Here is a 25106-nt window from a genome sequence, read left to right on the forward strand (position 1 = left end):
ACAATGAAAACAGGATTATTTTACGGAACGGGCACAGAGAAAACAACCTTTGTCGCCAATAAAATAAGAAAAGCTTTCGGGGAGGATCAGATCGATATCATCCCTATTGAAAGCGCATGGAAAAGAGATTTCGAGGCTTACGACCATATAATCGCAGGAACCTCTACTTGGTTCGATGGCGAGCTTCCCACCTATTGGGACGAGATCATCCCGGAACTGGTCACTTTAGACCTTAAAAATAAGAAGGTCGCTATTTTCGGTCTTGGAGATCAAACGAATTATCCGGATAATTTCGCCGATGGAGTCGGCATATTGGCAGACGCTTTCACCTCCTGTGGAGCGACTTTAGTAGGCGAGACCTCTTCGGATGATTATTTCTTTAATGCCTCCAAAGCCTTGAAAAATGGCAAACTACTAGGCTTAGTCCTCGATTTGGAAAACCAACCGGATCAAACCGACAAACGAATCGAGCGATGGGTGAAGCAATTGAAGGAGGCGTTTGGATAAAGAAGAATGCATCTTAAACTCGTAAACGAGAACTAAACAGAAAGCGTAACGAATCACTCCACGGGTTTGTTACGCCTTCATTCTATACACCTGTCTTTCATACACATACTGTGCCAACATCTGCCATCGCCTTGGCACAGCTGTGCCACGCTGATGGCATACCCGTGCCATAGTGATGGCAAGCCCGTGCCACGCCGATGGCAAAGCTGTGCCACCTAGATGGCAAACATACTTTATTAGCGAGACGCTAATTAGTTAAACATTTGACTAATCCGAGAAAAAACGCTATCTTCGCGCCCAGCAAGTTTAAAAGAATTATAAGTAATGGTAGAAGGTAAAGAATTCCGGGAACTTATGTTACAAGTTGTCCGCACACGCATGGCATTTCGTCGGTCTATGCAACGAACGCTGAAAAAGAACAACGCCGGTATAACATTTGAGATGCTTCAAATCTTGAGTTGCCTATGGCACGAACAAGGTATCACCCAACAGGTCTTGGCAGAGAGAACGGCAAAGGATAAGGCTTGTCTGACAAACCTAATGAACAATTTAGAGAAGAAAGGCTACGTCCATCGGAAAGAAGATCCTGAGGACCGGAGGAACAAACTGGTTTTCCTAACCCCGGAAGGAGAAGAATTCAAAAAGCAAATTCGCCCGATCCTTGATCAGTTTTATGTACATGCGGAGCATATTATCGGAATAGAGAACGTAGAAACCATGTTATCCGAATTAAAAGCAGTACATAATGTCCTTGAGAATATATAAAAAGCACGTATTGAGCCTCTTTTGTATGACGGTCGCTACATTTCCGGCAATCGCCCAAACCGATTCGCTCTTCTTGACCATCGACCAGCTTTTCGAGAGAGGCGTACGGCATAGTCTGCAGATCCAAGCAGACGTCTTAAAAGAATCGATAGCGCAAGAGAGAACCCATACGGCACGTTCCGCACAATTGCCAGACCTGCAAATCGGCTTGAAAGGTGGATATGTAGGGCAACCGATCCTCTTTGAGCAAGGACTCGCCCATCCGACTCGCCCGGAAGCGCCCGATTGGTCCCAGAACTATGCCATCGACCTTACCCAACCGATATACCAAGGCGGTAAAATCCGGTATTCCATCCGGAAAGCGGATCTGGAGAAAGAAGTCGCCTCTTTACAAACGCTCACAGACCAGAGTGAGATCAAGCTCGGTCTATTAAATCAATACATCGGTCTTTTCAGCCTGTTTAAACAACGTGAGGTGCTTTCCCGTAATATCGAGGAATCGGAACGCCGCCTGCAAGATATCCGGCGTATGAAAAAAGAGGGACTGATAACCAATAACGACGTATTAAGAAGCGAGATGCAATTAACCAACGACCGCCTATCCTTGCAAGAAACGGATAATAGCCTCATACTGGTATCACAGCAATTGGATATCCTGATCGGTCTCGATGAAAATCTATTGCTCAAACCAGATACCACGTTACTGGACCAAACCGTATCTTTAGAAACTTACGAAGATTATGTAGCCCAAGCCTATTCCAATGATCCGGCGATACGTCTACTCCGGAAACAAACAGAGTTAGCCCAAAATGATATACGTTTGACTAAAGCCTCCTCGCTACCCAGCCTATCGCTATATGCGTCGAACACATTGGCACGTCCAGTCTCCCGAACATTAGCGGATATGTACAATAACAACTGGAACATAGGACTGTCGCTCTCCTACCCTTTATCCTCTTTATATAAAAACAACCATAAAATAAAGGAAAGCAAATGGATGGTCTCGTTACATAAAAACGAGGAGGAACAGAAAAAGCAGAAAATCCGCATGGAAGTACGCACCGCGTTCTTACGTCATAAGGAGGCCCTACAAGAAGTGGAAGCCTTGAAGTTATCCGTACGGCAAGCTCAAGAGAACTACAGGATCATGCAAAACCGGTATTTAAACCAATTGGCGATCCTAACCGACTTACTCGACGCGAACTCGGTTCTCCTCAACGCGGAGCTACAGCTCACGAATGCCCGTACCCACGTGATTTACACTTACTATCAACTACAGAAGGCTTGCGGCCGTCTCTAAAAAGAAACAACGACTATGGCAAACGAATTAAAAGAGAAACATCATAGACTAAAGAAAGTAAGGACACGGAATATAGTATTAAACTCCATATGTATCCTTTTAGCCGGTTCCGGCATTTGGTGGACAGCCAATTATTTCTGGCGTTACATCAATTATGAGGTGACAAACGATGCCTTTGTGGACCAATATATCGCCCCACTAAATATACGTGCCTCCGGCTACATAAAAGAGGTCCGTTTCAAGGAACACCAGTACGTTCACCAAGGGGACACACTTCTCATACTGGACGATCGGGAATATCGGATCAAGGTAAAAGAGGCAGAGGCCGCGTTGATCGATGCCCAAGGATCACAAGACGTACTTCGTTCCGGTATCGAGACCTCCCATACGAACATCGCCGTACAAGACGCCAACATCGCCGAAGCTAAAGCCAAGCTTTGGCAACTGGAACAGGATTATCACCGATTTGAGCGGCTGCTGAAAGAAGAATCGGTCCCCGAGCAACAATACGAGCAATCCAAAGCCGCTTTCGAGGCGGCGCAAGCCCGATATCAGGCGTTGGTGGAACAAAAGAAAGCCGCTTTCTCCCAATTCACCGAAACCAGCAAGAAGACAACAGGAGCCGAGGCGGCGATCTTACGAAAAGAAGCGGATCTGGATTTAGCGAGGTTAAACCTTTCCTATACCGTTATAACCGCCCCTTACGACGGTCATGTAGGCAGACGGACCTTAGAGCCCGGACAATACGTGCAAGCCGGACAAACGATATCCTACCTCGTACGAGATAAAGACAAATGGATCACGGCCAATTACAAGGAGACCCAGATCCCCCACATCTATATCGGGCAAAAAGTACGTATCAAGGTAGACGCGTTGCCGGGAAAGATATTCAACGGGGAGGTAACCGCAATCTCCGACGCCACAGGCTCCAAATACTCATTGGTCCCGACCGACAATTCCGCCGGAAACTTCGTCAAGGTACAACAACGTATCCCGGTACGGATAGACTTGGAAAATCTATCGCAAGAAGATACGCAATACTTAAGAGCAGGCATGATGGTTGAAACAGAAGCCTTACGCAAATGATCACGATGAAAGAGCTTGGGGCACCGATCCGCCAATGGGTGCCGGACTGGTTAGGATTGATTTGCATCTTCATCGTTATCCTTCCGGTTACGATGCTAAACGGTTCGTACACCGGCAGTATGCTGGAGGTATCAAACACGCTAGGCACGAACACCGAGGATATAACCATGGGATATTACGCGGCAGCGGCGGGAATGGCGGTATCCTATCCGATTATTCCGAAGATATTAGAAGCCTTCTCTATAAAATTCTTATTGTTAGCGAATTTAGTCGCCCAGTTCTTCTTAAGCTGGATCTGTGCCCGCTCCCAGAACGCCGACATATTGATCGTCTGTAGTTTCGCGATCGGTTTCCTGAAAGGGTTTCTCATGCTGTGGTTTATCCGGTACGCACAAAAGATATTCAGCCCTAAAAATATACGTAGCCAATTCTACTCCTACTTCTATCCTTTTGTTTTCGGAGGGGGACAAGCGTCCATGCTTGTTACCGCACAGTTAGCCTACCATTACGACTGGAAATATATGTATTACTTCATGATGCTAATGATTTTATTGGCCATAGTAGTGGTAATCATCTGCTTCCGCCATAACCGGCCGATCAAGTCCATCCCCTTGGCCGATCTACACATCCGGGAAATGTTCATCATATCCACCGGATTGTTAATGCTTATGTATGTCATTAATTACGGGAAAGTACTCGACTGGATGGCATCCCCCAAGATTTGCCTTTATATCATGATCGCCCCGATATTGATCGCTTTATTTATTTGGTATCAATATCATTCGGAACGTCCGTACGTGAATCTGGCGCCTTTATACCAGCCGAAAGCCATTATCGGTTATTTCTATATGATGCTTGTCATGTTTTTCAGTACTTCGACTACCTTGTTGACCAGCTACCTGACCAGTATCTTAAAGGTAGACAGTACCCATACCTATTCCCTTTATACTTATTTGCTTCCGGGATATGTCTTGGGGGCGTTCATCTGTTTTTGGTGGTTCCGGTGGCAACGTTGGCGGTTTCGTTTCTTGATAGCGGGAGGAATGAGTTGTTTCGTCCTGTTCTTCGGGAGCCTTTATTTCGGGATCTCACCGGATAGCAGATACGAGATGCTCTACTTTCCTATATTCCTCAGGGGATTGGGCATGATGATTCTTATCATAGCTTTTGCCTTATTTGCCGTGGAAGATTTAAATCCTAAATATTTATTGTCAAACGCTTTCTTTCTCATCATTTTCCGTTCGGTACTATCCCCTATCATGGCGACTTCTTTTTACAGTAATATACTATATCGCTTGGAACAAAAATATATGTATTCCTTATCAGAAACCGTTACGCTGGCCGATCCTCTAGCCGCCTCACGTTATAATCAGGCGCTTGGCAACGCCTTGACCCAAGGGCATCCCTACGACGAGGCAGCGCAAATGGCTACCAATACACTCTATAATACGTTACAGCAACAAAGCTTATTATTGGCGTTAAAAGAGGTACTGGGGTATTTATTAGCCATCTCCTTATTCATAGCGATCGTATCCCGTTTTATCCCATTCCATAAAACCATCCGTGTTACATTCGCCAAGACAGGAGATGATATGGTTTGATCAAACTATGCCCGGCTGCAAATCTATCAGCCGGCATCTGCCTTTTTGTCATTTATAGTTTATCCGAAACATTTTGGCATTCGTTTTGTATAGGAATAGGCGGATCTTGAGAATGATCAGGATCAGGAATACGCACAAAATAACAATAAAAATAATAAGATATTCAGACTATGAGCAGTAAACAAGGTAACATCGGAGTAACATCGGAAAACATCTTTCCGATTATCAAGAAGTTCTTATACAGTGATCACGAAATCTTCCTTCGTGAACTTGTTTCTAATGCGGTAGATGCTACCCAGAAGTTAAAAACGCTTTCTTCCGTAGGCGAGTTTAAAGGCGAACTCGGCGATTTGACCGTACAGGTTAAGTTCGATGACAAAACGATCACGATCTCTGACCGGGGTATCGGTATGACGGCCGAGGAGATCGATAAGTACATCAACCAGATCGCTTTCTCCGGCGCCGAGGAGTTCGTTGAGAAATACAAGAACGACGCCGCTTCTATCATCGGTCACTTCGGTCTTGGTTTCTACTCCTCTTTCATGGTTTCCAAGAAAGTAGAGATCGTGACGAAATCATACAAAGAAGGCGCTGTTCCCATGAAATGGAGCTGCGACGGTACGCCGGAATACTCCTTGGAGGAAACGACGAAAGAGGATCGTGGTACCGATATCATCCTGTATATAGACGACGAGAATAAAGATTTCTTGAACAAGGATAAGATCAATGGCTTATTGACAAAATACTGCCGTTTCTTACCGGTTCCTATCGCATTCGGCAAGAAGCAAGAGTGGAAGGATGGCAAATATGTAGATACGGACGAAGATAACGTAATCAACGACACCAAACCGGCATGGGTTCGCAAACCGGCCGATATGACCGACGAGGATTACAAGAAGTTCTATCGTGACTTATATCCTATGACGGATGAGCCGTTGTTCTGGATTCACTTGAACGTAGACTATCCGTTCAACTTGACCGGTATCTTATATTTCCCTCGCATCAAGAGCAATATCGACTTGCATCGTAACAAGATCCAGTTATATTGCAACCAAGTATTCGTTACGGATTCCGTAGAGGGTATCGTTCCTGAGTTCTTGACATTATTGCATGGTGTATTGGATTCGCCGGATATCCCGTTGAACGTATCCCGTTCCTATTTGCAAAGCGATCAGAACGTGAAGAAGATCTCCAACCACATCACGAAGAAGGTGGCAGACCGCTTGGAAGAGATCTTCAAGAACGACCGCCCGCAGTTCGAGGAGAAATGGGATAGCTTGAAACTATTCATCCAATATGGTATGTTGACTGATGAGAAGTTCTACGACCGCGCGGTTAAGTTCGCCTTATTCAAGGACGTCGAAGGCAAATACTTCACTTTCGAGGAATACAAGAACTTGATCAAGGACAACCAGACAGACAAAGAGGGTAACTTAATCTATCTGTATACCACCAATAAAGACGAGCAATACAGCTATATACAAGCCGCAAAGGACAAAGGTTACAGCGTCTTGGAAATGGACGGACAATTGGATGTACACTTGATCGGACAATTGGAGCAGAAGTTCGAGAAGAGCCGCTTCGTTCGTGTGGATAGCGATACGATCGATAACCTGATCCGCAAGGAAGACTCGAATAAGGTAACCTTGAGCGAGGAGCAGAAAATGGCCATGCAGGAAGTATTCAAGAGTCAGATGCCGAAATTGAACAAGACCGAGTTCTACGTAACATTCGAGGCATTGGGCGAAAACGCGAACCCTGTCATGTTGACACAAAGCGAGTATATGCGAAGAATGCGTGAGATGTCCGCTATGCAACCGGGTATGTCTTTCTATGGCGAGATGCCGGATAGCTTCAACTTCGTATTGAATACGGATCATCCGTTGATCAAGAAAGTATTAACTGAAGAGGAGCAAGCTTGCGACGAGAAGTTAAAACCGATCCTTAGCGATATCAAAGGATGGGAGGCTCGTCAAGCCGACTTACGTGAGGCTCAAAGCAAAAAGAAAGAAGATGAGATCACGGCGCAAGAGAAAGAGGATATGACCAACACCGACCATAAGCTGGATGAGCTTCGTGAGCAACGCAACCAAGTTCTGGCCGAGTACGCCGGCACGAACAAGACAGTTAGTCAGTTGATCGACCTTGCTTTGTTAGGAAACGGTATGCTGAAGGGAGAGGCCTTAAGCCAATTCATCAAACGTAGCGTAGAACTGATCGGATAAACCAATCCTCACATATATAAAAAACCGTTCCTTCTCGGGGGAACGGTTTTTTTAGTTTCAGCCCACGACATCCTCGACCACTTTCCGCAACCTATCCAAGCTCATCTCGCCGGATTGTCTCCACAAAGCCTCCCCTTTCCGTAGCAGGATAAAAGTAGGAATCGATTCCACCGTATACAAATCGGCAAGAGCGCTCTCCTCCTCGATATTGATTTGTACCACTTCTAATTTTCCTTTCTCCAATTCCTTGAACTCCTTCACGATCGGCATCATTTTCTGGCAATGAGGGCACCAATCCGCATAAAACTCAGCCATGACCAAAGCACCGGTCTCCATAACGGTCTTATTCCGCTCTTCCCTATTCAATTCTTTCTCTTTCATAACATCATCTGTTTTAATTGTATTGATAACTCAACAATACGAAAAAACAAAATGTTTATGTTTCTAAAGAAATACTTCTTACATTTGGAGAAGAAAAACAGATTGGGTTCATATGAGGAAAATAACCGTTATCATAGCCTTATTCCTTGCTGCCATTCAGATTGTTTCCGCCCAGAAAGTAGGGTTGGTACTCAGTGGCGGCGGTGCCAAAGGAGCGGCACATATCGGAGTGATCAAGGCGCTGGAAGAAAATAATATACCGATCGATTACATTACCGGTACCTCCATCGGGGCGATTATCGGTAGTTTATACGCCATGGGATATTCCCCCGAGGAGATGCTGGAGCTGATGCTTTCCAAGGAGTTCGCCTATTGGCAAACAGGTACGGTGGAGGAGCAATATACCTATTATTTCAAGGAGCCTTACCCGACCCCGGAATTCGCGCATTTCTCCATCGATATGTCCGATTCCCTACAGATCAAGGCTAGCTTCTTACCGCAAAGCTTGATCAATCCCATACAGATGAATCAGGCGTTCATGGCCTTGTTCTCGCAGGCGACGGCAAAGGCGGGGTGGAATTTCGACAACCTGTTTGTCCCTTTCCGTTGCGTGGCCTCGGATATATATACTAAAAAGCCGATCATCTTTAAGAATGGGGATCTGGGAGACGCCGTACGTGCCTCCATGACTTTCCCGTTTTTCTTCCAGCCCATATGGAAAGACAGTATTCCTTTATTCGATGGAGGTATCTACGATAATTTCCCGGTAGGCCCGATGAAAGACGCGTTCCACCCGGATTTCATTTTCGGATCGACGGTATCGGGAGGGAATAAAAAGCCTTCGGAGAATCCTTATAACCAGATCGAGACCATGATCATGCAAAAGACCGATTACGAGGTACCGGAGGAAGATGGCATGATGATTAAATTCAGTTTTCCCACCGTCTCCTTATTGGATTTCCAGAAAGGCAAGGAGCTTATGGACATCGGGTATAAACGTACCCTTTCCATGATCGACTCCATCAAGCAACGGGTTCCCCGGGAAGTGCCTTTAAATGAGGTTACCGAAAGAAGAAAAGCCTATAAAGAGAACCTTCCCCCGCTGATCTTCCGTAATATTTACGTGACGGGCGTATCCGAGGCCCAGCGTAAATACATAGAGGCCCAATTACACAGGGATATCAATAACGAATTCTCCATGGAAGAGTTCAAGCGGGCTTATTTCAAGATGCTGACCTATTCCAAGATTAGGGAAATCATGCCGCATGCCGTTTATAACCGGAAAGAGAAGAAATTCGATCTTTATCTGGACGTGAAGATGAAAGAAGAGATCACGGTTGGCTTCGGTGGAAACGTATCGTCTCATCAAGCGAATCAATTATACCTAGGATTGGGGTATCAATATCTGGGACGGTTCGCCGCCGACGTAAACTCGAACTTTCAAGTGGGTAACTCCTTTAGTGGTGTCATGTTGAGTGGCCGGATGTACCTGCAAACGCAAATCCCCACTTATTTAAATTGGCAAGGAGTCTTCTCGGACAAGAAATATACGGAAAGCCAATCCCTCTTTTATGAGGATATAGTGCCCGCCATGATTAAGCAGAAAGAACTGTACATGAAACTAAAATTAGGCTTCCCCTTTCTCAACCACGCGAAAGCGGAGATCGGGTTCGCCTACGGACGGCTGAACGATTTCTATTTGCAGAGCACCACGATACCTTTCCCGAACGCCTCTTTCGACCATAGCTGGTACGATTTATTCAGCGGTTCGTTAAGTATCGAGCAAAACTCACTCAACGCCAAACAATACCCGATAAGCGGAAAACAGCAATTCCTAATCGCCCAATACGTAACCGGTACGGAGAAGTACACTCCATCCCCCACTTCCGCCACGACGGAAGCCCCGATTGGTCGCAAAGTGCATAGCTGGCTGCAACTGAAAGGGCGCTGGAACCAATACCAGACGCTGAGCAACCGTTTCAACTTAGGTTATTTGGCGGAAATGGTCATATCCAGCAAGAACCTCATGAATAACTATACGGCTAGCGTATTACAGGCCCCGGCGTTTACCCCGACACCCCATAGCGAGATTGTATTCAACGAGGCGTTCCGGGCGAACCAATATGTGGCTTTCGGGCTTTCCCCGATCTTGAAGTTAAGCAAGCTTCTGCACTTCCGGTTGGATATGTATGGCTTCGCTCCGCTCTATGAAATACAAAAGACGGTGCCGGAAAACAACCCATATGTCGGAATCCCGCATTATGGTAAGTTTTTGCACTCGTTTAATTATATGGGTGAAGCGGCGGTCGTATTGCAATTGCCATTCTTATGTATCAGTCTGTACGCCAACGGATACAGTTATCCGAAGGAGAATTTCAACTTTGGCTTAAACATTGGTTATCTGATCTTCAATCCAAAAATGTTAGATTAAATTCGCAAAAAAGTAGTCGAAACGTTTGCATATTTAAAACAAAAACGTACCTTTGCACTCGCAATCACGAAACAATGGCCGCGTAGCTCAACTGAATAGAGTAGCTGACTACGGATCAGCCGGTTACAGGTTTGAATCCTGTCGCGGTCACCATTCGAAGATAGCAATAGAATATATCTTGGCTCCTTAGCTCAACTGAATAGAGCATCTGACTACGGATCAGAAGGTTAAAGGTTTGAATCCTTTAGGAGTCACTTGAATATTCAAATTCATTTACAGATTGGCTCGCTAGCTCAACTGAATAGAGCATCTGACTACGGATCAGAAGGTTATAGGTTTGAATCCTATGCGAGTCACTTGAGAATCCTTATTTCATTCAGCGTCTTCGGAAGCAATGAAATAAGGATTTTTTCAATTTCTACCGGTCGTATCATTATTATTCATATATTCGCAGTTAATACAAAGAATATTTTATTTAAGATAAAAGGTAAACACTTGAAAGCACACTATAAAACTTCTATAGCCATAAGTCTAATCGTCATTATCGTATTAGTGATCTTACGTACCACTGTTACCGGACAAGATAGCATCAAATTCATCGACGATACCGATGATCAGCCAATAGATCAACAAAACAGCGACTCTATAGACCTTCGTTATTCCAATGAGTACCAAAGTTGGAAACAAACCTCGGACACGACTTTCCGCAGTTTGTTTAATGGGAACCAACAAGCTGATATCTTGGCCGAACATCCCGGAATGGTGGTATTATGGGCAGGATACGCTTTCTCCAAAGATTATCTAAGTCCCAGAGGGCATATGTATTCCATAGAAGATCTATACAAAAGCCTGCGGACCGGCGCTCCCATGACCCCGACGAGTGGCCCCCAGCCTGCCGCATGCTGGGCATGTAAAAGTCCGGACATACCCCGCTTATTAACGACCACCGATGCCAAGACCTTATATAAGAAGAAATGGGCGGAGCTAGGCAACGAGATCGTAAATCCAATCGGATGCGCAGACTGCCATGAACCGCAAAGCATGGGATTGCGCGTGACCCGCTCATTCTTGAAAAGTGCCTATAAGCGCAACGGATTACGTATAGAGGACGCAACCGAGCAAGAGATGCGATCTCTAGTATGCGCCCAATGCCACGCCGAATATTATTTCCAAGGAGAAGATCGTATACTAACCTTACCTTGGGATCAAGGTTATACGGTAGAAAATATAGAAGCCTATTACGATAGCATAAACTTCACCGATTTCACCCATAAATTAAGCCGGGCACATTTGATAAAGGCGCAACATCCGGATTTCGAGTTATTCCAGATGGGCATTCACGGGCAAAGAGGCGTTTCCTGCGGAGAATGCCATATGCCTGCTGTCGGGGAAGATGAGAACCGGTACAACAACCATCATATCAAAAGCCCGTTGGCGATGATAGACCGTACTTGCCAAGCCTGCCACCGGGAAAGTGAGGAGACCTTACGCAAGGATGTTTATGAACGGCAAAACAAAGTCTACGCCATACGCATGCGTGTAGAGGAAGAATTGACAAAAGCCCATATAGAAGCGAAATTCGCTTGGGACAAAGGCGCTACGGAATCTCAAATGAAAAACGTATTAAAACTGCTCCGGCAGGCACAATGGCGTTGGGACTTCGCCGTGGCCTCACATGGGGCGGCTTTCCACGCGCCCCAAGAAGTCACACGTATCTTGGGCAGCGGACTCGATAAGGCTACCCAAGCCCGCATCCAGATCATGAAGGTCTTAGCGCAGCTAGGCTATACCCAAGATGTTCCGATGCCGGATATCTCCACGAAAGCGAAAGCCCAGCAATATATCGGCCTCGATATGGAAGCCGAGCAACAGGCCAAACAAAAGTTTTTAGAAACCGTCATCCCCCAATGGCAGGAAGAAGCGAGGGCCAATAAACGATTCATCGAAGGTAATTAAGTTCTTTCCTCCAGCTCCAATCCCGGGGTATAAGGTAGCGAGATCGTAAACATACTACCTACGCCAACCTCGGATTCCAGCGATATGCTTCCATGAAACGTATGAACGATACTCTGGCAGATCGCTAACCCCAAGCCTGTACCTTGGGCAAACTCATCCAGTTTCTGGAAACGCTCGAATACCTTTTCCTTTTTATCATCAGGAATGCCCTTACCCGTATCTTTCACGGAAATAAGGATCGATTTTCCATCTGCGCTAAGTTCGTATCCGATCTCGATATATCCCTTAGCGGTAAACTTCACCGCATTATTAATGAAATTGGTACAAACCTGCGTCAACCGGAAATGATCCGAACGGATGATAAGAGGTTCATGGGGAACCCTTATCTTTAACTCCACTCCCTCCGGCATCATCAATTGATGCGTATGGAAGATATCTCCCATCAGTTTACTCAGATCGAGGTTCTCATAAGAGAAAGACATGCTACCGGATTCTATGCGTGATAGATCCAAGATATCGTTGATCAGCTTAAGCAACAGGTCACTGTTTTTGGTAATCAGATCTATAAACTCCGCCTTTTCCTCCGGTTCCAAAGGCATATCCGAATTGAGCAATTGGGAGAAGCCTACGATCGCATTCAGAGGCGTACGTATCTCATGGCTCATATTCGCCAGAAAGACTAATTTCATCCGATCGGATTCCTCCGCTTTCCGGCGGGCGGCTATAAGGCTATTCTCCGTGTCTTTTATCCGCTGGATATTCAAGCATAAGCCACTTACCTCAACAGCTTCGTCACCGGAAACCGAATCTTTCTCATTCTTATTTTGGGCATAGCGAAATTCCCACCACTCATACCCCTTCTTATTAAAGTTACAACGACGTTGCGTCACTTTCCGGGAAAGAAAGCCACTATCCAGCAGATTCCGGTCTCGAAGGAAATTATCCAGTTCTTCAGGATGTATAGCATCCTGAAACTCCTCGATTTTCATCGGCACACAGGGCATACCTAAGTAATGGTAGAATCTATTATCAAACTCGAATACCCCTTTGCTATACCGAAAAGCGAAAATGTTGCCGCTATCCAACGCAAAAGAAAGAAAAGTCTTCTCCCTTTTTAACTTCTCCTGCGCATCCTTCTTATGTAAAGCCTCCTGTATATATCGCTTTCTTTGGTAACTAAAAAGCAGAAGCAACATCACCACCAGAATAAAGCCGGCAGCCCATATATAATATTTATATTGAACGACAAACGGCATATTCGCGATAATAGCTCCTTCCGGCAATTTACTACTATCAATGCCCCAGCGTTCTAACACACCGTAATCAAAAACATAAGCCTTGTTACTCTCTTCGATTTGCGGAAAATCGGACGGGGGCGTTCCTTTCAAGATAGAGACGACCCGGTTTACAGCTGCCTCTACCTCATCCTTAAAGACAGTTACATACCCGCCAACTACGCCATTCTGATTACCGATCAACTCATTGATCACGGAGAAACATGGAAAGGCGCTGAGCCGCCCCAACGAGATTGTCATATAATCCCTCTTGGTTGCCAGATACGCTTTATTATAATAATTCTCGCCGAATCCCTTAATCAGGGCATTCGCCGATTTCGTACTGAGTGTGCTTATATACATCGTATCCGGCTTTATCTTAGGTATATCCGATATCGAAATCCCGTTCTTTCCGGATAAACGTACCCGATCCAAGGAATATATATTGTTCACGGCACAAATATCCTGAATCTGCGCATTCATGTCCGCCAGCATCATATTATCCTGAAAGGTATCGTCCGAGACTCTTATGACGATGCAATTACCAACAAGCCGCCGTATCAATTCTATATTCCTCTTATAATCCGGTTTATCATAAAAGCCCGTCATATTCGGATATTTCCGGATGATCGGGATATTGGGATAACTAACCCCCATAAACACGACCGGGATCGATTTAGCGAGGGGATGCCTGCTACTTATCAAAGCGTTCAAGGCTTGATCGTCATTGACCAGAATAATATCCGGGTTCCATGTCGATAACTCATTCAGTTTCTTGAATAATTTCTGTCGCTGTTGCTTCTCCGAATATTGCTCACAATCCAAATAAAAAGAATAGACACTCGCATGTATCCCCTTCTTCCGCAAATCACTCGACATGATTTCCTTTATCTTCTCATAGGCGGGAAAATGTTTTTCGTAAGATTGAATCACGAGTATACGCTTCTCCTCCGATAAGTCTGTAGAGGATTTACATGATATACAGGTAACAAAGAGAAATATGATGGATATTATTCCAAATAAGCGCTTAGCTGGCATATCGTTCCTTTAAGGTGTTTTCTATGACTTTACAAAACTAAAGATTTATTTCGTACATTTGAGCATATTTTTCACGAAATACAATCAAAACATCAAATATATGAAACAAGAAATCCAACTGAACGAACACAACAAGCAAGAGTATCCTCCTATGCACACGGCGGAACATATCTTAAACCAGACAATGGTACGGATGTTCGGATGTCCCAGATCCAAGAACGCACACATAGAAAGGAAGAAGTCTAAATGCGATTATCTATTGGCGGAAGAGCCCAGCGCAGAGGTCATGGCCGAGGTTGAGAAGAAGATAAACGAGGTGATCGACCGGCACCTGCCCGTAACCATCGAGTTCATGCCAAAAGAAGAGGCCGGAGATATCGTGGATTTAAGTAAATTGCCCGACGATGCCAGCGATACATTACGTATCGTACGCATAGGCGATTACGATGCCTGCGCATGTATCGGATCGCACGTGGCGAATACATCCGAGATCGGACATTTCAAGCTGTTGAATTACGACTATGCCGACGGGAGATTACGGCTACGTTTCAAATTGGTATAAAATTTAAAGCAAGCGCAAACGGTCAAATAAAAATATTTTATGTAAGTTTGCAAGCGATTAAAGGAACATTTTAATACAGACATTAAATACAATAGTTATGCAAACAATTGACAATTTCAATTTTGCCGGCAAAAAGGCATTTGTAAGAGTTGACTTTAACGTTCCATTGGACGAAAACTTCAACATCACCGACGACACTCGTATGCGTGCCGCTCTTCCTACATTAAAGAAGATCTTAGCGGATGGTGGTAGCGTAATTATCGGTTCTCACCTAGGTCGTCCGAAAGGCGCTACTGATAAGTTCTCCTTAAAGCACATATTGAAGCACCTTTCTGAGTTGTTAGGCGTAGATGTTCAGTTTGCAAACGACTGTATTGGCGAAGAAGCCGGCGCTAAGGCTGCCGCTTTGCAACCGGGCGAAGCTTTGTTGCTTGAGAACCTTCGTTTCTACGCTGAGGAAGAAGGCAAACCAAGAGGTTTGGCTGAAGACGCTTCCGACGAGGAGAAGAAGGCTGCCAAGAAAGCCGTTAAAGAAAGCCAGAAAGAGTTCACGAAGAGATTGGCTTCTTACGCTGACTGCTATGTAAACGACGCATTCGGTACCGCTCACCGCGCTCACGCTTCTACGGCTTTGATCGCTGACTACTTCGATACGGACAACAAGATGTTCGGTTATTTGATGGAGAAAGAAGTGAAGGCTGTCGATAAGGTTATGAACGACATCCAACGTCCGTTCACCGCTATCATGGGTGGTTCTAAGGTTTCCTCCAAGATCGAGATCATCGAGAACTTGTTGAACAAGGTAGACAACTTGATCATCACGGGTGGTATGACTTATACTTTCACGAAAGCGCAAGGCGGTAAGATCGGTAAGTCTATCTGCGAGGACGATAAGTTGGATCTTGCTCTTGATTTGATCAAGAAAGCGAAAGAAAAAGGCGTAAACTTGGTATTGGCTGTTGACGCTAAGATCGCTGACGATTTCAGCAACGACGCTAAGACTGATTTCGCTCCGGTAGATCAGATTCCTGATGGTTGGGAAGGTCTTGACATAGGTCCGAAGACCGAGGCTATCTACGCTGACGTTATCAAGAACTCTAAGACGATCCTTTGGAACGGTCCTACGGGTGTATTCGAGTTCGAGAACTTTACGCACGGATCTCGCACGGTTGGCGAGGCTATCGTTGAGGCTACGAAGAACGGCGCTTTCTCTTTAGTAGGTGGTGGCGACTCTGTTGCTTGCGTTAACAAATTCGGTTTGGCTAACGGCGTATCTTACGTTTCTACAGGTGGTGGCGCTCTTCTTGAGGCTATCGAAGGTAAGGTTCTTCCGGGTATCGCAGCTGTAAAAGGCGAGGCTTACAAATAATCAGATAAGTAAGTGATTTAATAAAAAATCCCCCGGGACGCTCGGTATTCATCGAGATGTCCCGGGGGATTTTCTTTGATTTAGTTCCGTATTAATCTTGTTTCAAGATCAAGGCGGAAGAGGCGCTTACGGTAGTTTTACCCTGTACGGAACCTTTACCGTCCAGATAAATCCGACCGTCTTTACAAACCGGAATCCATGTTCCTTCCGGCAGAGAAACCGTTACCGCCTTCCGGTTCCCGTTAAAGATAACCATAATCTTCTTCCAACTATCCCCGTTCGCATGTTCCCCTAAGGTATACGCTACGACACCGGGCTGGTTCACTTCTTGGAATTGAAGGGCCTCCCTCACTCCCTCGGCCGTGGCGATACGGAAAGCCGGGTGCGACTTACGAAGGGCGATCAAATCCTTGTAATAGTTGAAAACATCCTTGTTTTTTGCCTTTAAAGACCAGTCGATCTCATTGATTGAATCGGGCGATTGATAGCTGTTATGTACACCTTTCTTATCGTGCAGCAACTCCTCTCCTGCCCGCATGAAGGGTACTCCTTGCGAGGTGAAGATGATGGTCTGGGCCAACTTGCCGAATCGTATCAACTCATCCGGGGTAGCGTCTTTCGGGGCCGAGAGCTTCAACTTATCCATCAAACAAAGATCATCGTGGCAAGAGACATAGTTGATCACTTGCGTAGGCTTGTTCGCATAAGGCGCTTTGCAATATAATATTTGGTTATAGTCGATTTGCGGATGGCGGATAGCGCCTACAATACCGAACTTAATAGACTCCTCGTTACCTTCCGGCTTTCCGGAGGCGAAACCGGCCTGTGTAGTCTCGAATACGCTTCCTTTTAAAGCATCCCGCAGGTCATCGCTAAATACGGCCACATCATTCAGTTTCGGGGCGTTTACCTTGATCGCCCTCTGGTCCTCCGGTAGCGGGGAATCGCTGGCGGTCCAGCCCTCGCCGTATACGAAGATGGAAGGATCTAGTTTAGCTAACTCGGCTTTTACCTCGTTCATGGTCTCTACGTCATGGATGCCCATCAAGTCGAAACGGAAACCATCCACATGGTATTCCTCGGCCCAATATTTCACGGACTCCACGATATAGCGGCGTACCATCGCCCGCTCCGAAGCGGTCTCATTACCACAGCCGGAGGCATCCGAATAGCTTCCGTCCGGTTTATGACGGTAGAAGTAACCGGGAACGGTCAAACTGAAATTCGACCCATCCCCCACGAAGGTATGATTGTAAACCACGTCCATGATCACACGGATACCATTCCGGTGCAACCCCCGCACCATCTCCTTGAACTCACGGATACGAGCCTCGGGATTGTAAGGATCGGTGGAATAGCTCCCCTCGGGGGCGTTATAGTTCTTGGGATCATACCCCCAATTGTACACATTATCTTGCAAGCGGGTCTCGTCCACCGAGCCATAATCATAGGAAGGAAGGATATGGACATGGGTAACGCCCAACTCCTTCAGATGATCCACGCCGGTAGCCACGCCGCCCGGCCCTTTCGTGCCCTCCTCCGCCAAGGCGAGAAACTTACCTTTATGCGTCACGCCGGAGTTCGCGGCGATCGAGAAATCCCGATGATGCATCTCGTAGATGATAATATCGGAGAAGCTTTTCAACTCGGGAGATTTATCCGCCTCCCAGCCCTCCGGATCGGTAGCCGCCCAATCGATCACGGCCGCACGGTTTCCATTCACCCCGACGGCTTTCGCCCAGATACCGGGAGTCTCATCCAGCCATTTATCGCCGATACGGATCTGGAAGGTATAGAAGGAACCTTTCAGATCCTCGCTCACGGAGATACGCCACGTACCCTTGTCCGAGGATTTCATCGGCAACTGGCGGATAGGCTCCCCTCCCTCACCGGAGGCGTAAAGATTCAAGCGGACTTCTTCCGCCGTCGGGGCCCAAAGGGTGAACACGGATTTCGTGGGGGAATAGAACAACTCCAGATCGTCTCCCTCATAGGAAGGGTATTCATCAAAGGATTTGTATTCTTTCGGTGAGTTGCAGCTAAGCAACAGCGACAGGTATATAGATACCGGAACTAAGTGTCTCGTCATGGCTGATTCAGTAATTTGTTTTCAATCACAAAGATAGAAGTTTCGAATCGGATTCGCCAACGAAACAGAAAAGAAGAGGCGAAAAATCTACCGCAAACGTTTTCGCCTCTTTCGCTCATTCATGCTATATTAGAACGGAACCTCGTTACTGCTACCTTGACTCAAGAAGTCAGCTCCCGCCGATGGGATCGGGGGCATCGGGTCTCCACCGTTCATGGTCGAGGAGAATTCCCTTACCGCTATATCTTCCTCTACGTTCATAAACTTGGCGAACTCGCTCTTAAAGCGCAGCCGGACATCCCCCACTGCACCGTTACGATGCTTGGCGATAATAATCTCGGCGAGGCCGATCAGGGAATTTCCCCGCTCGTCTTCCGTAATCTTATAATATTCGGGACGGTGGATGAAACATACCATATCGGCATCCTGCTCGATAGCTCCGGACTCACGCAAGTCGGCTAGCTGCGGACGCTTACCTTCCACGCCTTGACGAGCTTCCACACCACGGTTCAACTGCGACAAGGCGATAATCGGGATATTCAATTCCTTCGCCAATCCCTTCAACGAGCGGGAGATCGTACTCACCTCCTGCTCACGGCTACCGAAGTTCATACCGCTAGCGTTCATCAACTGAAGGTAGTCGATAATGATACATTTAATGCCATGCTCACGCACCAGACGACGGGCTTTCGTTCGCAGCTCGAAGACGGACAAGCTCGGGGTATCGTCCACGAAGATCGGGGCGTCGTAAAGCTCCTTGATCTTAAAGTCCAGCTGTTCCCACTCGTAGCTCTCCAAGCGTCCGCTCTTGATCTTCTCGCCCGGTATCTCGCAGACATTCACGATCAGACGGTTTACCAACTGCACGTTACTCATCTCGAGCGAGAACAGGGCGACAGGCGTATTGAAATTCACCGCCATATTCTTCGCCATGGAAAGCACGAAAGCCGTCTTGCCCATGGCCGGACGGGCAGCGATAATGATAAGGTCTGAATTCTGCCAACCGGAAGTCATCTTATCCAAGCCCTCGAAGCCCGTGCGCAATCCGCTCAGACCTTCCTTCTGGAGGGCCGCCTTTTGCAACATCTCCATAGCGTCCTTGATGACGGGGTTGATCTGGGTGACATCCTTCTTTACGTTGCGTTGCGAGATCTCGAACAACTTGCCCTCCGCCTCTTGCATCAGGTCCTCTACATCGAGCGTCTCATCAAATGCCTTTCCTTGGATCATCGCCGTGAAAGAGATCAACTCCCTCGCCAGATATTTCTGGGCGATGATCCGGGCGTGATACTCGATATGGGCGCTGCTGGCCACCTTGCTGGTAAGTTGAGAGATATAGAACGGTCCGCCTACATCCTCTAATTCTCCCCGTTTCTTCAATTGCTCCGTTACGGTAAGCATATCCACGGGACGCTGGCTCAACGCCAAGTCTACGATAGCGGCATAAATCTTCTCATGCGCTTTCTCATAGAAACACTCCGGCTTCAAGATCTCGCTGACGATCGAGTACGCGTCTTTCTCCAGCATCAACGCACCCAACACAGCCTCCTCCAACTCACGGGCCTGTGGCTGAAGACGCCCCATATCGGGGAGCATCTCCACAGGCTTTTTCCTTCCTCTTCCTGTATTTCTTGTTCCTTCTGCCATCATTCTTTCTATTTGGGGAGTCAAAGGTAATATCTTTTACCCATTTCTGAAAAAGATTCTTTATATTTAGGAATTAAAACCTGTCGAATCATGAAAGCGTATTTTATCGGATTAGTTATCATGGGAGGTTGCCTATTATACGGCTGCCATACCAAACAAGAGAAAGGGGAAAACAGTAGCGACTACTCAGCCGACTCCCAATCCATAGCACGGCAAGATACCCTACCGTTACCGATTGATACCCATGCCGCATCTTCAGTTTCCACGGAAGGATGGACCGCCAAGCAGATACGGGACAGCATAGAATTGTTCTTCGGCAAGGAATACGATACCCTTCCCCCGCATCTACGGAAGATCCGCGGCAACCTGACCTCCCTCTGGAACACGGACGACTCCGTCTTCCTACAGCTTATCATAGCGGAGAAGGAGTATGTGGAGGCTTTCAAGACTTACGTATTCAATTCACCCCTCATCCGGATCGGCGGAGGCCCTTACGACCGGCCACCCGAGGAAGCTATCAGCATGGACACCACCCACTTCTCCATGCGAGTAAGACCGAACGTCTACCCAACCAACATCGAGCGGATCGAGATCGCTATCACCAACCATACCGACCTGGAAGGGATGGGAGGCGAAGAGTATTTCATCGAGCGTTTCGACGGGAGGGCATGGAAAGGAATCCCGCAACCCACCGCCTTCGTCGCTCTCGGCTATCCGATCTTTCCTAACCAGACAAGAGACGATTTCTCGGCCACCTTGATGCCTGAGCTCAAGGAAAACCCTCCGGGATTGTACCGGGTGCGCAAGACCGTCATCACCGGACAGGGCGCCGGCATCGTCCATTATCCTTTGGCCGCCACGTTCTACCTATCCGATAACCCGGAAGATTATGAGGAATACACACGCTTCGCCAGCCGGCTCCACGAGCCTCGCCCCATGGCCGAGTTCAAGGGAGGAAGAGAAGCCATGATCCGTTTCTTCGAACAGAACCTGCGTTATCCCGAATCTTATAAAGGTACGGGCACGAAGGTACGACTCTTCTACTCCTTCACGATCGATTCCTTAGGTATGTTACAGAATCCCGTAAGCCTACCCGAGAATATACTGTATCCTCGCGATACGGGGAAAACCTATGATGAGTTCCGCGATGAAGCCTTACGGGTACTCCGGTTGATGCCCGCATGGGAACCCGCCGTAAACCGTATCCATGGTCCGGTCAGCATAGATACCGGGCTCTTCTTCTACTTCAACGAAGAGGGGAAATGCGGGATTGAATAGATGGCCAGTACTGCCTAAGAAGTATTGGAGTACTTCTTAGGCAGTACTCGGGTACTTCCATGAAAGTACTCCAGTACTATTACCAGAAGTATCGCAATACTCTCAGAGAAGTAAGCCTATGCTAACGTAAACTGGCAACAATATTGCTGTCAGCATACAGCGACATAACTTTACTTACGTAAAAAAGTATTATCTTTGCACCCGTAAAAAGTAATTTTCAAATTATGGACGACAGTATCCCGCTAGAAACAGAACAGAGTATGAACTAACGAGGCGGAGGGTTTCATTGATCCTCTGCTCGGATTAAACACGAAAGGAGGCAATAATGAGACAATTTCTTTATTGTGAGGCCGGTTATGTGGAGAAGAACCAATGGCTTCCTAACAGTTGGGTAAACGTAGAGTGCCCGACTCCCGAAGATCTTCAATTCTTGATGGATCGATTTAACGTACCCGAATCATTCTTGAGCGATATAGCCGATACGGACGAGCGTCCCCGTATCGAGTACGAGGGGAATTGGTTGCTTACCATCTTACGTATCCCGTTGCAGAACCAAGATCATGACATCCCGTTCAATACGGTGCCGATCGGTATCATCACGAACAATGAGATCATCGTAAGCGTATGTTACCATAAGACGGACTTGATCCCCGATTTCATCCGCTATACCCAACGGAAGGAACTCCAGATTAAAAACAAGTATGAGTTGATCCTCCGGCTGATCCACTCATCGGCCGTATGGTTCCTTAAATACCTGAAACAAATCAATTACGCCGTCACCGAGGCGGAAAAGGCGTTGGAGAAAAGCATCCGCAACGAGGATCTGCTAGCGTTGATGAAGCTGGAGAAGAGCATGGTATTCTTCAACACCTCCATCCGCGGGAATGAGGTGATGCTGGCCAAGCTCCAGAATATTTTCCAAGAGCCGGAATATATCGACAAGGATTTGGTGGAGGACGTGGAGATCGAGTTGAAACAGGCCCATAACACGGTAAATATCTATAGCGATATTCTTACGGGTACGATGGACGCTTTCGCCTCTATCATCTCCAACAACGTGAACACGATCATGAAACGTATGACATCACTTTCCATTATCTTAATGGTTCCGACATTAATCGCTAGCTTCTACGGGATGAACGTCCCGATCTACATGGAGGATATGCCGCATGGTTTCGTGGTTATCATCTTGCTCTCGATCTTGCTATCCGCTACGGCCTTTTTTATATTCAGGAAGATCAAATGGTTTTAGGATATCAAAAAATAAACCGGACGCAGATCACCCGTGCTTGTCGGTGTCATCTGCGTCCGGTAAATATCAAATTCGGTATATCTTTATCTTGGCTTACTTATGCGTATCCTCGAGGATATAACGCAAGGTTCCGGCATTTACCAAGTCCTCTTGCGAGATGGTGTAGCCCTTTAGCTTTTTATCGCCGGCGAAAACGTCCTTGATGTAGATCGCTTCCGGATTACTATGCTTAGACTCGATTACCAATTCGCCTTTAGGATAGAATTTCTTGTCGAGCTGGATCGTAACCTTATCGAAAGTCGGGGAAGTCAATACATAGTTCACGTCGCCCGGACAAGCTGGGTAGAAGCCCATCATGGAGAAAATAGCCCAAGCGGACATCGTACCTGTATCCTCGTTACCCGGGACACCGTTCGGGGCGTTATGATAGCAATCCTTCAACAACTGACGGACCAACTTCTGAGTACGCCAAGCCTCTCCCTTGAAATAGCTAAACAAATAAGGATAAGCAATATCCGGCTCGTTGGCGGGATCATAATTGCCGTCATCGAATACCTTCTGCAAATGATCGACAAATTTCTTATCGCCTCCCATCAATTTGGCCAGTCCCTTGATATCGTGAGGAACATAAAACGTATAATTCCATGCGTTGCCCTCATGGAAACCGGGACTAGGCTCGAAGTTCTCGCCTTGTTTCGGATCGAACGGAGAGTAGAAAGTGCCATCCGGCAAGATAGGACGCAGCGTTCCAAACTCCTTGCTATAATAATGTTTGTAACCTAAAGAACGGTCACGGAATAACTTGGCATCCTCTTTCTTACCCAAAGCTTGAGCGAAATTAGCCAAGTTCCAGTCGGCGATATAATATTCCAGCGCATGAGATACGGAGTTATCGTATTGCTCACGCAAAGGAACATAGCCCTTGCTGAAATAATCGTTCGCGTCCGGACGAAGCAGGTTGAACTCTCCCGGGGTAGTAGCGCCTTTACGCATCGCCTCATAAGCGGTTTGCTCATCAAAGTCACGCAAGCCGCGCATCCATGCGTCTACGATATACGGGATCGAGGGATCGCCCTCCATCGTAAAGGTCTCACGTCCGTAAAGCTCCCATTTCGGTAACCAACCGTTTTCCCGGTACATATCCAGCATCGTACGGATAATATCCAATTGACGCTCCGGATAGAGCAAGGTCATCAGGGTACTTACGTTGCGGTACGTATCCCACAGGGAGAAGACCGTATAACGGTTTCCGGTGGTATGGCCTACTTTCAGGCTCTCCATCATCGGGTACTCGCCGTTCACGTCTTGCAGGATATTCGGATGGATCAGCAAATGATACATACCGGTATAGAATATCGTTTTCTCGTCTTTCGTACCTCCTTCCACTTGTACCTTGGAAAGATCCTTGTTCCACATCGTGCTAGCCGCCGTACGGACCTTGTCGAAATCGAAGCCGGGCTGCTCCGTATTCATGTTCAGGCGGGCGTTCTCGATGCTCACGTACGAGATACCCATCTTCACCTCGATAGCCTCGCCCTCGTCCGTATCATAATCGAACCATACGCCGATGTCGTCTCCGCTCATCTCACGGGTATAACTGGTATATAACTTATACTTGCCGGAGTAGATATCCCATTCGGCCTCTACCCCCTTCATCTCACGTTGTTTCTTCCAATAACCCATCTTCTTCGGGGCCTTGTTTACCTTCATCACGAAGTAAACCGGGAATACGGCCTGTGGATTATAGCAGAACGTACCTAAAAGCTTACTCCCCTCGATCTCCGTATCATTCACGATACGTACCGTAGCGCCGGTCTCGTTCGTCAAGCCCTCGCCTAGGTTCAAGAGGATATGGCTCTCCCCTTTCGGGAAGGTAAAACGGCTCAAGCCCGTACGCATGCTGGCAGTAGCCTCCGCCTTGATATTATACTTGGTCAAGGTATTGCTATAATAACCGGGATGAGCCACCTCGTCCTTGTACTCACTGCCGTAAGCCTTATAGTCCACGTTCAACTCGCCCGTCGTCGGCATCAATAGCAAACCTCCCAGCTCCGGGCATCCCACGCCGCTCAAGCTGCCGTGGGCGAATCCCGTAAAGAATTTATTGTCTGCCGAGTAAGGAGTAGACCACCATTGACTATCCTTGTCAAAACGATTCTTCTCCGACCCCATGACGTTGAAAGGAACCACGCTCATCATACCCTGCGGACAAACCGCGCCGGGATTCGTCGTACCGTAATTGCTCGTACCGATGAAGGGGTTCACATAATCTACCGGTTGCTGCGCCGTAGCGAACAGACTGCCACACAACAGGAAGGTCATTAACTGTTTCTTCATTTGATAAA

17 protein-coding genes and 3 tRNA genes are annotated in these 25106 nt (G+C 46.9%); 15 read left to right on the forward strand and 5 right to left on the reverse strand.

Annotated features, from left to right (window positions below; all coding sequences use genetic code 11):
* Nucleotides 1-3: 3 nt before the first annotated feature.
* The 6 genes from DWX33_RS05725 (at nucleotide 4) to htpG (ending at nucleotide 7484) form a co-directional block, all read left to right on the forward strand.
* Nucleotides 4-507 carry a flavodoxin gene (locus DWX33_RS05725; protein ID WP_005857641.1) on the forward strand — a complete coding sequence of 168 codons (504 nt, stop codon included), beginning with the start codon at nucleotides 4-6 and terminating at the stop codon, nucleotides 505-507.
* A 324-nt stretch (nucleotides 508-831) separates the two neighbouring features.
* The gene (locus DWX33_RS05730) at nucleotides 832-1272 is read left to right on the forward strand and encodes a MarR family winged helix-turn-helix transcriptional regulator (RefSeq protein WP_122380004.1); all 441 of its coding nucleotides are present in this window, start codon (nucleotides 832-834) and stop codon (nucleotides 1270-1272) included.
* Nucleotides 1253-2572: a TolC family protein gene (locus DWX33_RS05735; protein ID WP_008772398.1), complete on the forward strand. Its 1320-nt coding sequence runs from the start codon at nucleotides 1253-1255 to the stop codon at nucleotides 2570-2572. Before DWX33_RS05730 ends, DWX33_RS05735 begins: the two co-directional genes overlap by 20 nt.
* A 15-nt stretch (nucleotides 2573-2587) precedes the next feature.
* The gene (locus DWX33_RS05740; protein WP_122380005.1) at nucleotides 2588-3658 is read left to right on the forward strand and encodes an HlyD family secretion protein; all 1071 of its coding nucleotides are present in this window, start codon (nucleotides 2588-2590) and stop codon (nucleotides 3656-3658) included.
* Nucleotides 3655-5259, forward strand: a complete 1605-nt coding sequence (locus DWX33_RS05745) for an MFS transporter (protein ID WP_048928236.1) — start codon at nucleotides 3655-3657, stop codon at nucleotides 5257-5259. Before DWX33_RS05740 ends, DWX33_RS05745 begins: the two co-directional genes overlap by 4 nt.
* A 170-nt stretch (nucleotides 5260-5429) precedes the next feature.
* Nucleotides 5430-7484 carry a molecular chaperone HtpG gene (gene htpG, locus DWX33_RS05750; protein WP_122144221.1) on the forward strand — a complete coding sequence of 685 codons (2055 nt, stop codon included), beginning with the start codon at nucleotides 5430-5432 and terminating at the stop codon, nucleotides 7482-7484.
* Nucleotides 7485-7541: 57 nt separating this feature from the next.
* Here the strand turns inward: htpG and DWX33_RS05755 are convergent, their stop codons facing one another.
* Nucleotides 7542-7865: a co-chaperone YbbN gene (locus DWX33_RS05755; protein WP_005862963.1), complete on the reverse strand. Its 324-nt coding sequence runs from the start codon at nucleotides 7863-7865 to the stop codon at nucleotides 7542-7544.
* Between the two features lie 112 nt (nucleotides 7866-7977).
* Here DWX33_RS05755 and DWX33_RS05760 point away from each other — a divergent pair, with 112 nt between their 5' ends.
* From DWX33_RS05760 to nrfA, 5 genes are all read left to right on the forward strand, one after another.
* Nucleotides 7978-10296: a patatin-like phospholipase family protein gene (locus tag DWX33_RS05760; RefSeq protein ID WP_057328350.1), complete on the forward strand. Its 2319-nt coding sequence runs from the start codon at nucleotides 7978-7980 to the stop codon at nucleotides 10294-10296.
* A 76-nt stretch (nucleotides 10297-10372) separates the two neighbouring features.
* A tRNA-Arg gene (locus DWX33_RS05765) sits at nucleotides 10373-10449 on the forward strand.
* A gap of 27 nt (nucleotides 10450-10476) precedes the next feature.
* Nucleotides 10477-10550: transfer RNA gene (locus tag DWX33_RS05770), tRNA-Arg, on the forward strand.
* Nucleotides 10551-10578: 28 nt separating this feature from the next.
* Nucleotides 10579-10652 (forward strand) — tRNA-Arg (locus DWX33_RS05775).
* Nucleotides 10653-10791: 139 nt separating this feature from the next.
* Nucleotides 10792-12252, forward strand: coding sequence for an ammonia-forming cytochrome c nitrite reductase (gene nrfA, locus DWX33_RS05780; RefSeq protein ID WP_121962070.1), 1461 nt, complete (start codon nucleotides 10792-10794; stop codon nucleotides 12250-12252).
* Here the strand turns inward: nrfA and DWX33_RS05785 are convergent.
* Complete coding sequence (locus tag DWX33_RS05785; RefSeq protein WP_122380006.1) at nucleotides 12249-14564, reverse strand: ATP-binding protein; 2316 nt, start codon at nucleotides 14562-14564, stop codon at nucleotides 12249-12251. The two genes, nrfA and DWX33_RS05785, sit on opposite strands and share 4 nt — an antisense overlap.
* A 100-nt stretch (nucleotides 14565-14664) precedes the next feature.
* Here DWX33_RS05785 and DWX33_RS05790 point away from each other — a divergent pair, with 100 nt between their 5' ends.
* Nucleotides 14665-15126, forward strand: coding sequence for a hypothetical protein (locus DWX33_RS05790; protein ID WP_008772406.1), 462 nt, complete (start codon nucleotides 14665-14667; stop codon nucleotides 15124-15126).
* A 97-nt stretch (nucleotides 15127-15223) separates the two neighbouring features.
* Nucleotides 15224-16495 (forward strand): phosphoglycerate kinase, encoded by a 1272-nt coding sequence (gene pgk, locus DWX33_RS05795; RefSeq protein ID WP_005862970.1) that lies wholly within the window; start codon nucleotides 15224-15226, stop codon nucleotides 16493-16495.
* Nucleotides 16496-16586: 91 nt separating this feature from the next.
* Here the strand turns inward: pgk and pulA are convergent, their stop codons facing one another.
* Nucleotides 16587-18584: a type I pullulanase gene (gene pulA, locus DWX33_RS05800; protein ID WP_087344848.1), complete on the reverse strand. Its 1998-nt coding sequence runs from the start codon at nucleotides 18582-18584 to the stop codon at nucleotides 16587-16589.
* A gap of 129 nt (nucleotides 18585-18713) precedes the next feature.
* Entirely contained in the window at nucleotides 18714-20231 is a 1518-nt protein-coding gene (gene dnaB / locus DWX33_RS05805) for a replicative DNA helicase (protein WP_008772408.1), read from the reverse strand.
* Between the two features lie 90 nt (nucleotides 20232-20321).
* Here dnaB and DWX33_RS05810 point away from each other — a divergent pair, with 90 nt between their 5' ends.
* The gene (locus DWX33_RS05810) at nucleotides 20322-21509 is read left to right on the forward strand and encodes an immunoglobulin-like domain-containing protein (protein ID WP_122380007.1); all 1188 of its coding nucleotides are present in this window, start codon (nucleotides 20322-20324) and stop codon (nucleotides 21507-21509) included.
* 325 nt (nucleotides 21510-21834) lie between these two features.
* Nucleotides 21835-22761 carry a magnesium transporter CorA family protein gene (locus tag DWX33_RS05815; protein WP_005862977.1) on the forward strand — a complete coding sequence of 309 codons (927 nt, stop codon included), beginning with the start codon at nucleotides 21835-21837 and terminating at the stop codon, nucleotides 22759-22761.
* Nucleotides 22762-22854: 93 nt separating this feature from the next.
* Here the strand turns inward: DWX33_RS05815 and DWX33_RS05820 are convergent, their stop codons facing one another.
* Nucleotides 22855-25098 carry a GH92 family glycosyl hydrolase gene (locus DWX33_RS05820; protein ID WP_005862979.1) on the reverse strand — a complete coding sequence of 748 codons (2244 nt, stop codon included), beginning with the start codon at nucleotides 25096-25098 and terminating at the stop codon, nucleotides 22855-22857.
* Between the last annotated feature and the right edge of the window lie 8 nt (nucleotides 25099-25106).

It is taken from the genome of Parabacteroides sp. AF19-14 (genome assembly GCF_003635485.1).
Classification (GTDB): domain Bacteria; phylum Bacteroidota; class Bacteroidia; order Bacteroidales; family Tannerellaceae; genus Parabacteroides; species Parabacteroides distasonis.

What these genes read in the sequence shown, in the direction of transcription:
- DWX33_RS05725 (WP_005857641.1), top strand. Translation starts at nt 4, where the DNA reads ATGAAAACAGGATTATTTTACGGAACGGGCACAGAGAAAACAACCTTT.
- DWX33_RS05730 (WP_122380004.1), top strand. Translation starts at nt 832, where the DNA reads ATGGTAGAAGGTAAAGAATTCCGGGAACTTATGTTACAAGTTGTCCGC.
- DWX33_RS05735 (WP_008772398.1), top strand. Translation starts at nt 1,253, where the DNA reads ATGTCCTTGAGAATATATAAAAAGCACGTATTGAGCCTCTTTTGTATG.
- DWX33_RS05740 (WP_122380005.1), top strand. Translation starts at nt 2,588, where the DNA reads ATGGCAAACGAATTAAAAGAGAAACATCATAGACTAAAGAAAGTAAGG.
- DWX33_RS05745 (WP_048928236.1), top strand. Translation starts at nt 3,655, where the DNA reads ATGATCACGATGAAAGAGCTTGGGGCACCGATCCGCCAATGGGTGCCG.
- htpG (WP_122144221.1), top strand. Translation starts at nt 5,430, where the DNA reads ATGAGCAGTAAACAAGGTAACATCGGAGTAACATCGGAAAACATCTTT.
- DWX33_RS05755 (WP_005862963.1), bottom strand. Translation starts at nt 7,865, where the DNA reads ATGAAAGAGAAAGAATTGAATAGGGAAGAGCGGAATAAGACCGTTATG.
- DWX33_RS05760 (WP_057328350.1), top strand. Translation starts at nt 7,978, where the DNA reads ATGAGGAAAATAACCGTTATCATAGCCTTATTCCTTGCTGCCATTCAG.
- DWX33_RS05785 (WP_122380006.1), bottom strand. Translation starts at nt 14,564, where the DNA reads ATGCCAGCTAAGCGCTTATTTGGAATAATATCCATCATATTTCTCTTT.
- DWX33_RS05790 (WP_008772406.1), top strand. Translation starts at nt 14,665, where the DNA reads ATGAAACAAGAAATCCAACTGAACGAACACAACAAGCAAGAGTATCCT.
- pgk (WP_005862970.1), top strand. Translation starts at nt 15,224, where the DNA reads ATGCAAACAATTGACAATTTCAATTTTGCCGGCAAAAAGGCATTTGTA.
- pulA (WP_087344848.1), bottom strand. Translation starts at nt 18,584, where the DNA reads ATGACGAGACACTTAGTTCCGGTATCTATATACCTGTCGCTGTTGCTT.
- dnaB (WP_008772408.1), bottom strand. Translation starts at nt 20,231, where the DNA reads ATGGCAGAAGGAACAAGAAATACAGGAAGAGGAAGGAAAAAGCCTGTG.
- DWX33_RS05810 (WP_122380007.1), top strand. Translation starts at nt 20,322, where the DNA reads ATGAAAGCGTATTTTATCGGATTAGTTATCATGGGAGGTTGCCTATTA.
- DWX33_RS05815 (WP_005862977.1), top strand. Translation starts at nt 21,835, where the DNA reads ATGAGACAATTTCTTTATTGTGAGGCCGGTTATGTGGAGAAGAACCAA.
- DWX33_RS05820 (WP_005862979.1), bottom strand. Translation starts at nt 25,098, where the DNA reads ATGAAGAAACAGTTAATGACCTTCCTGTTGTGTGGCAGTCTGTTCGCT.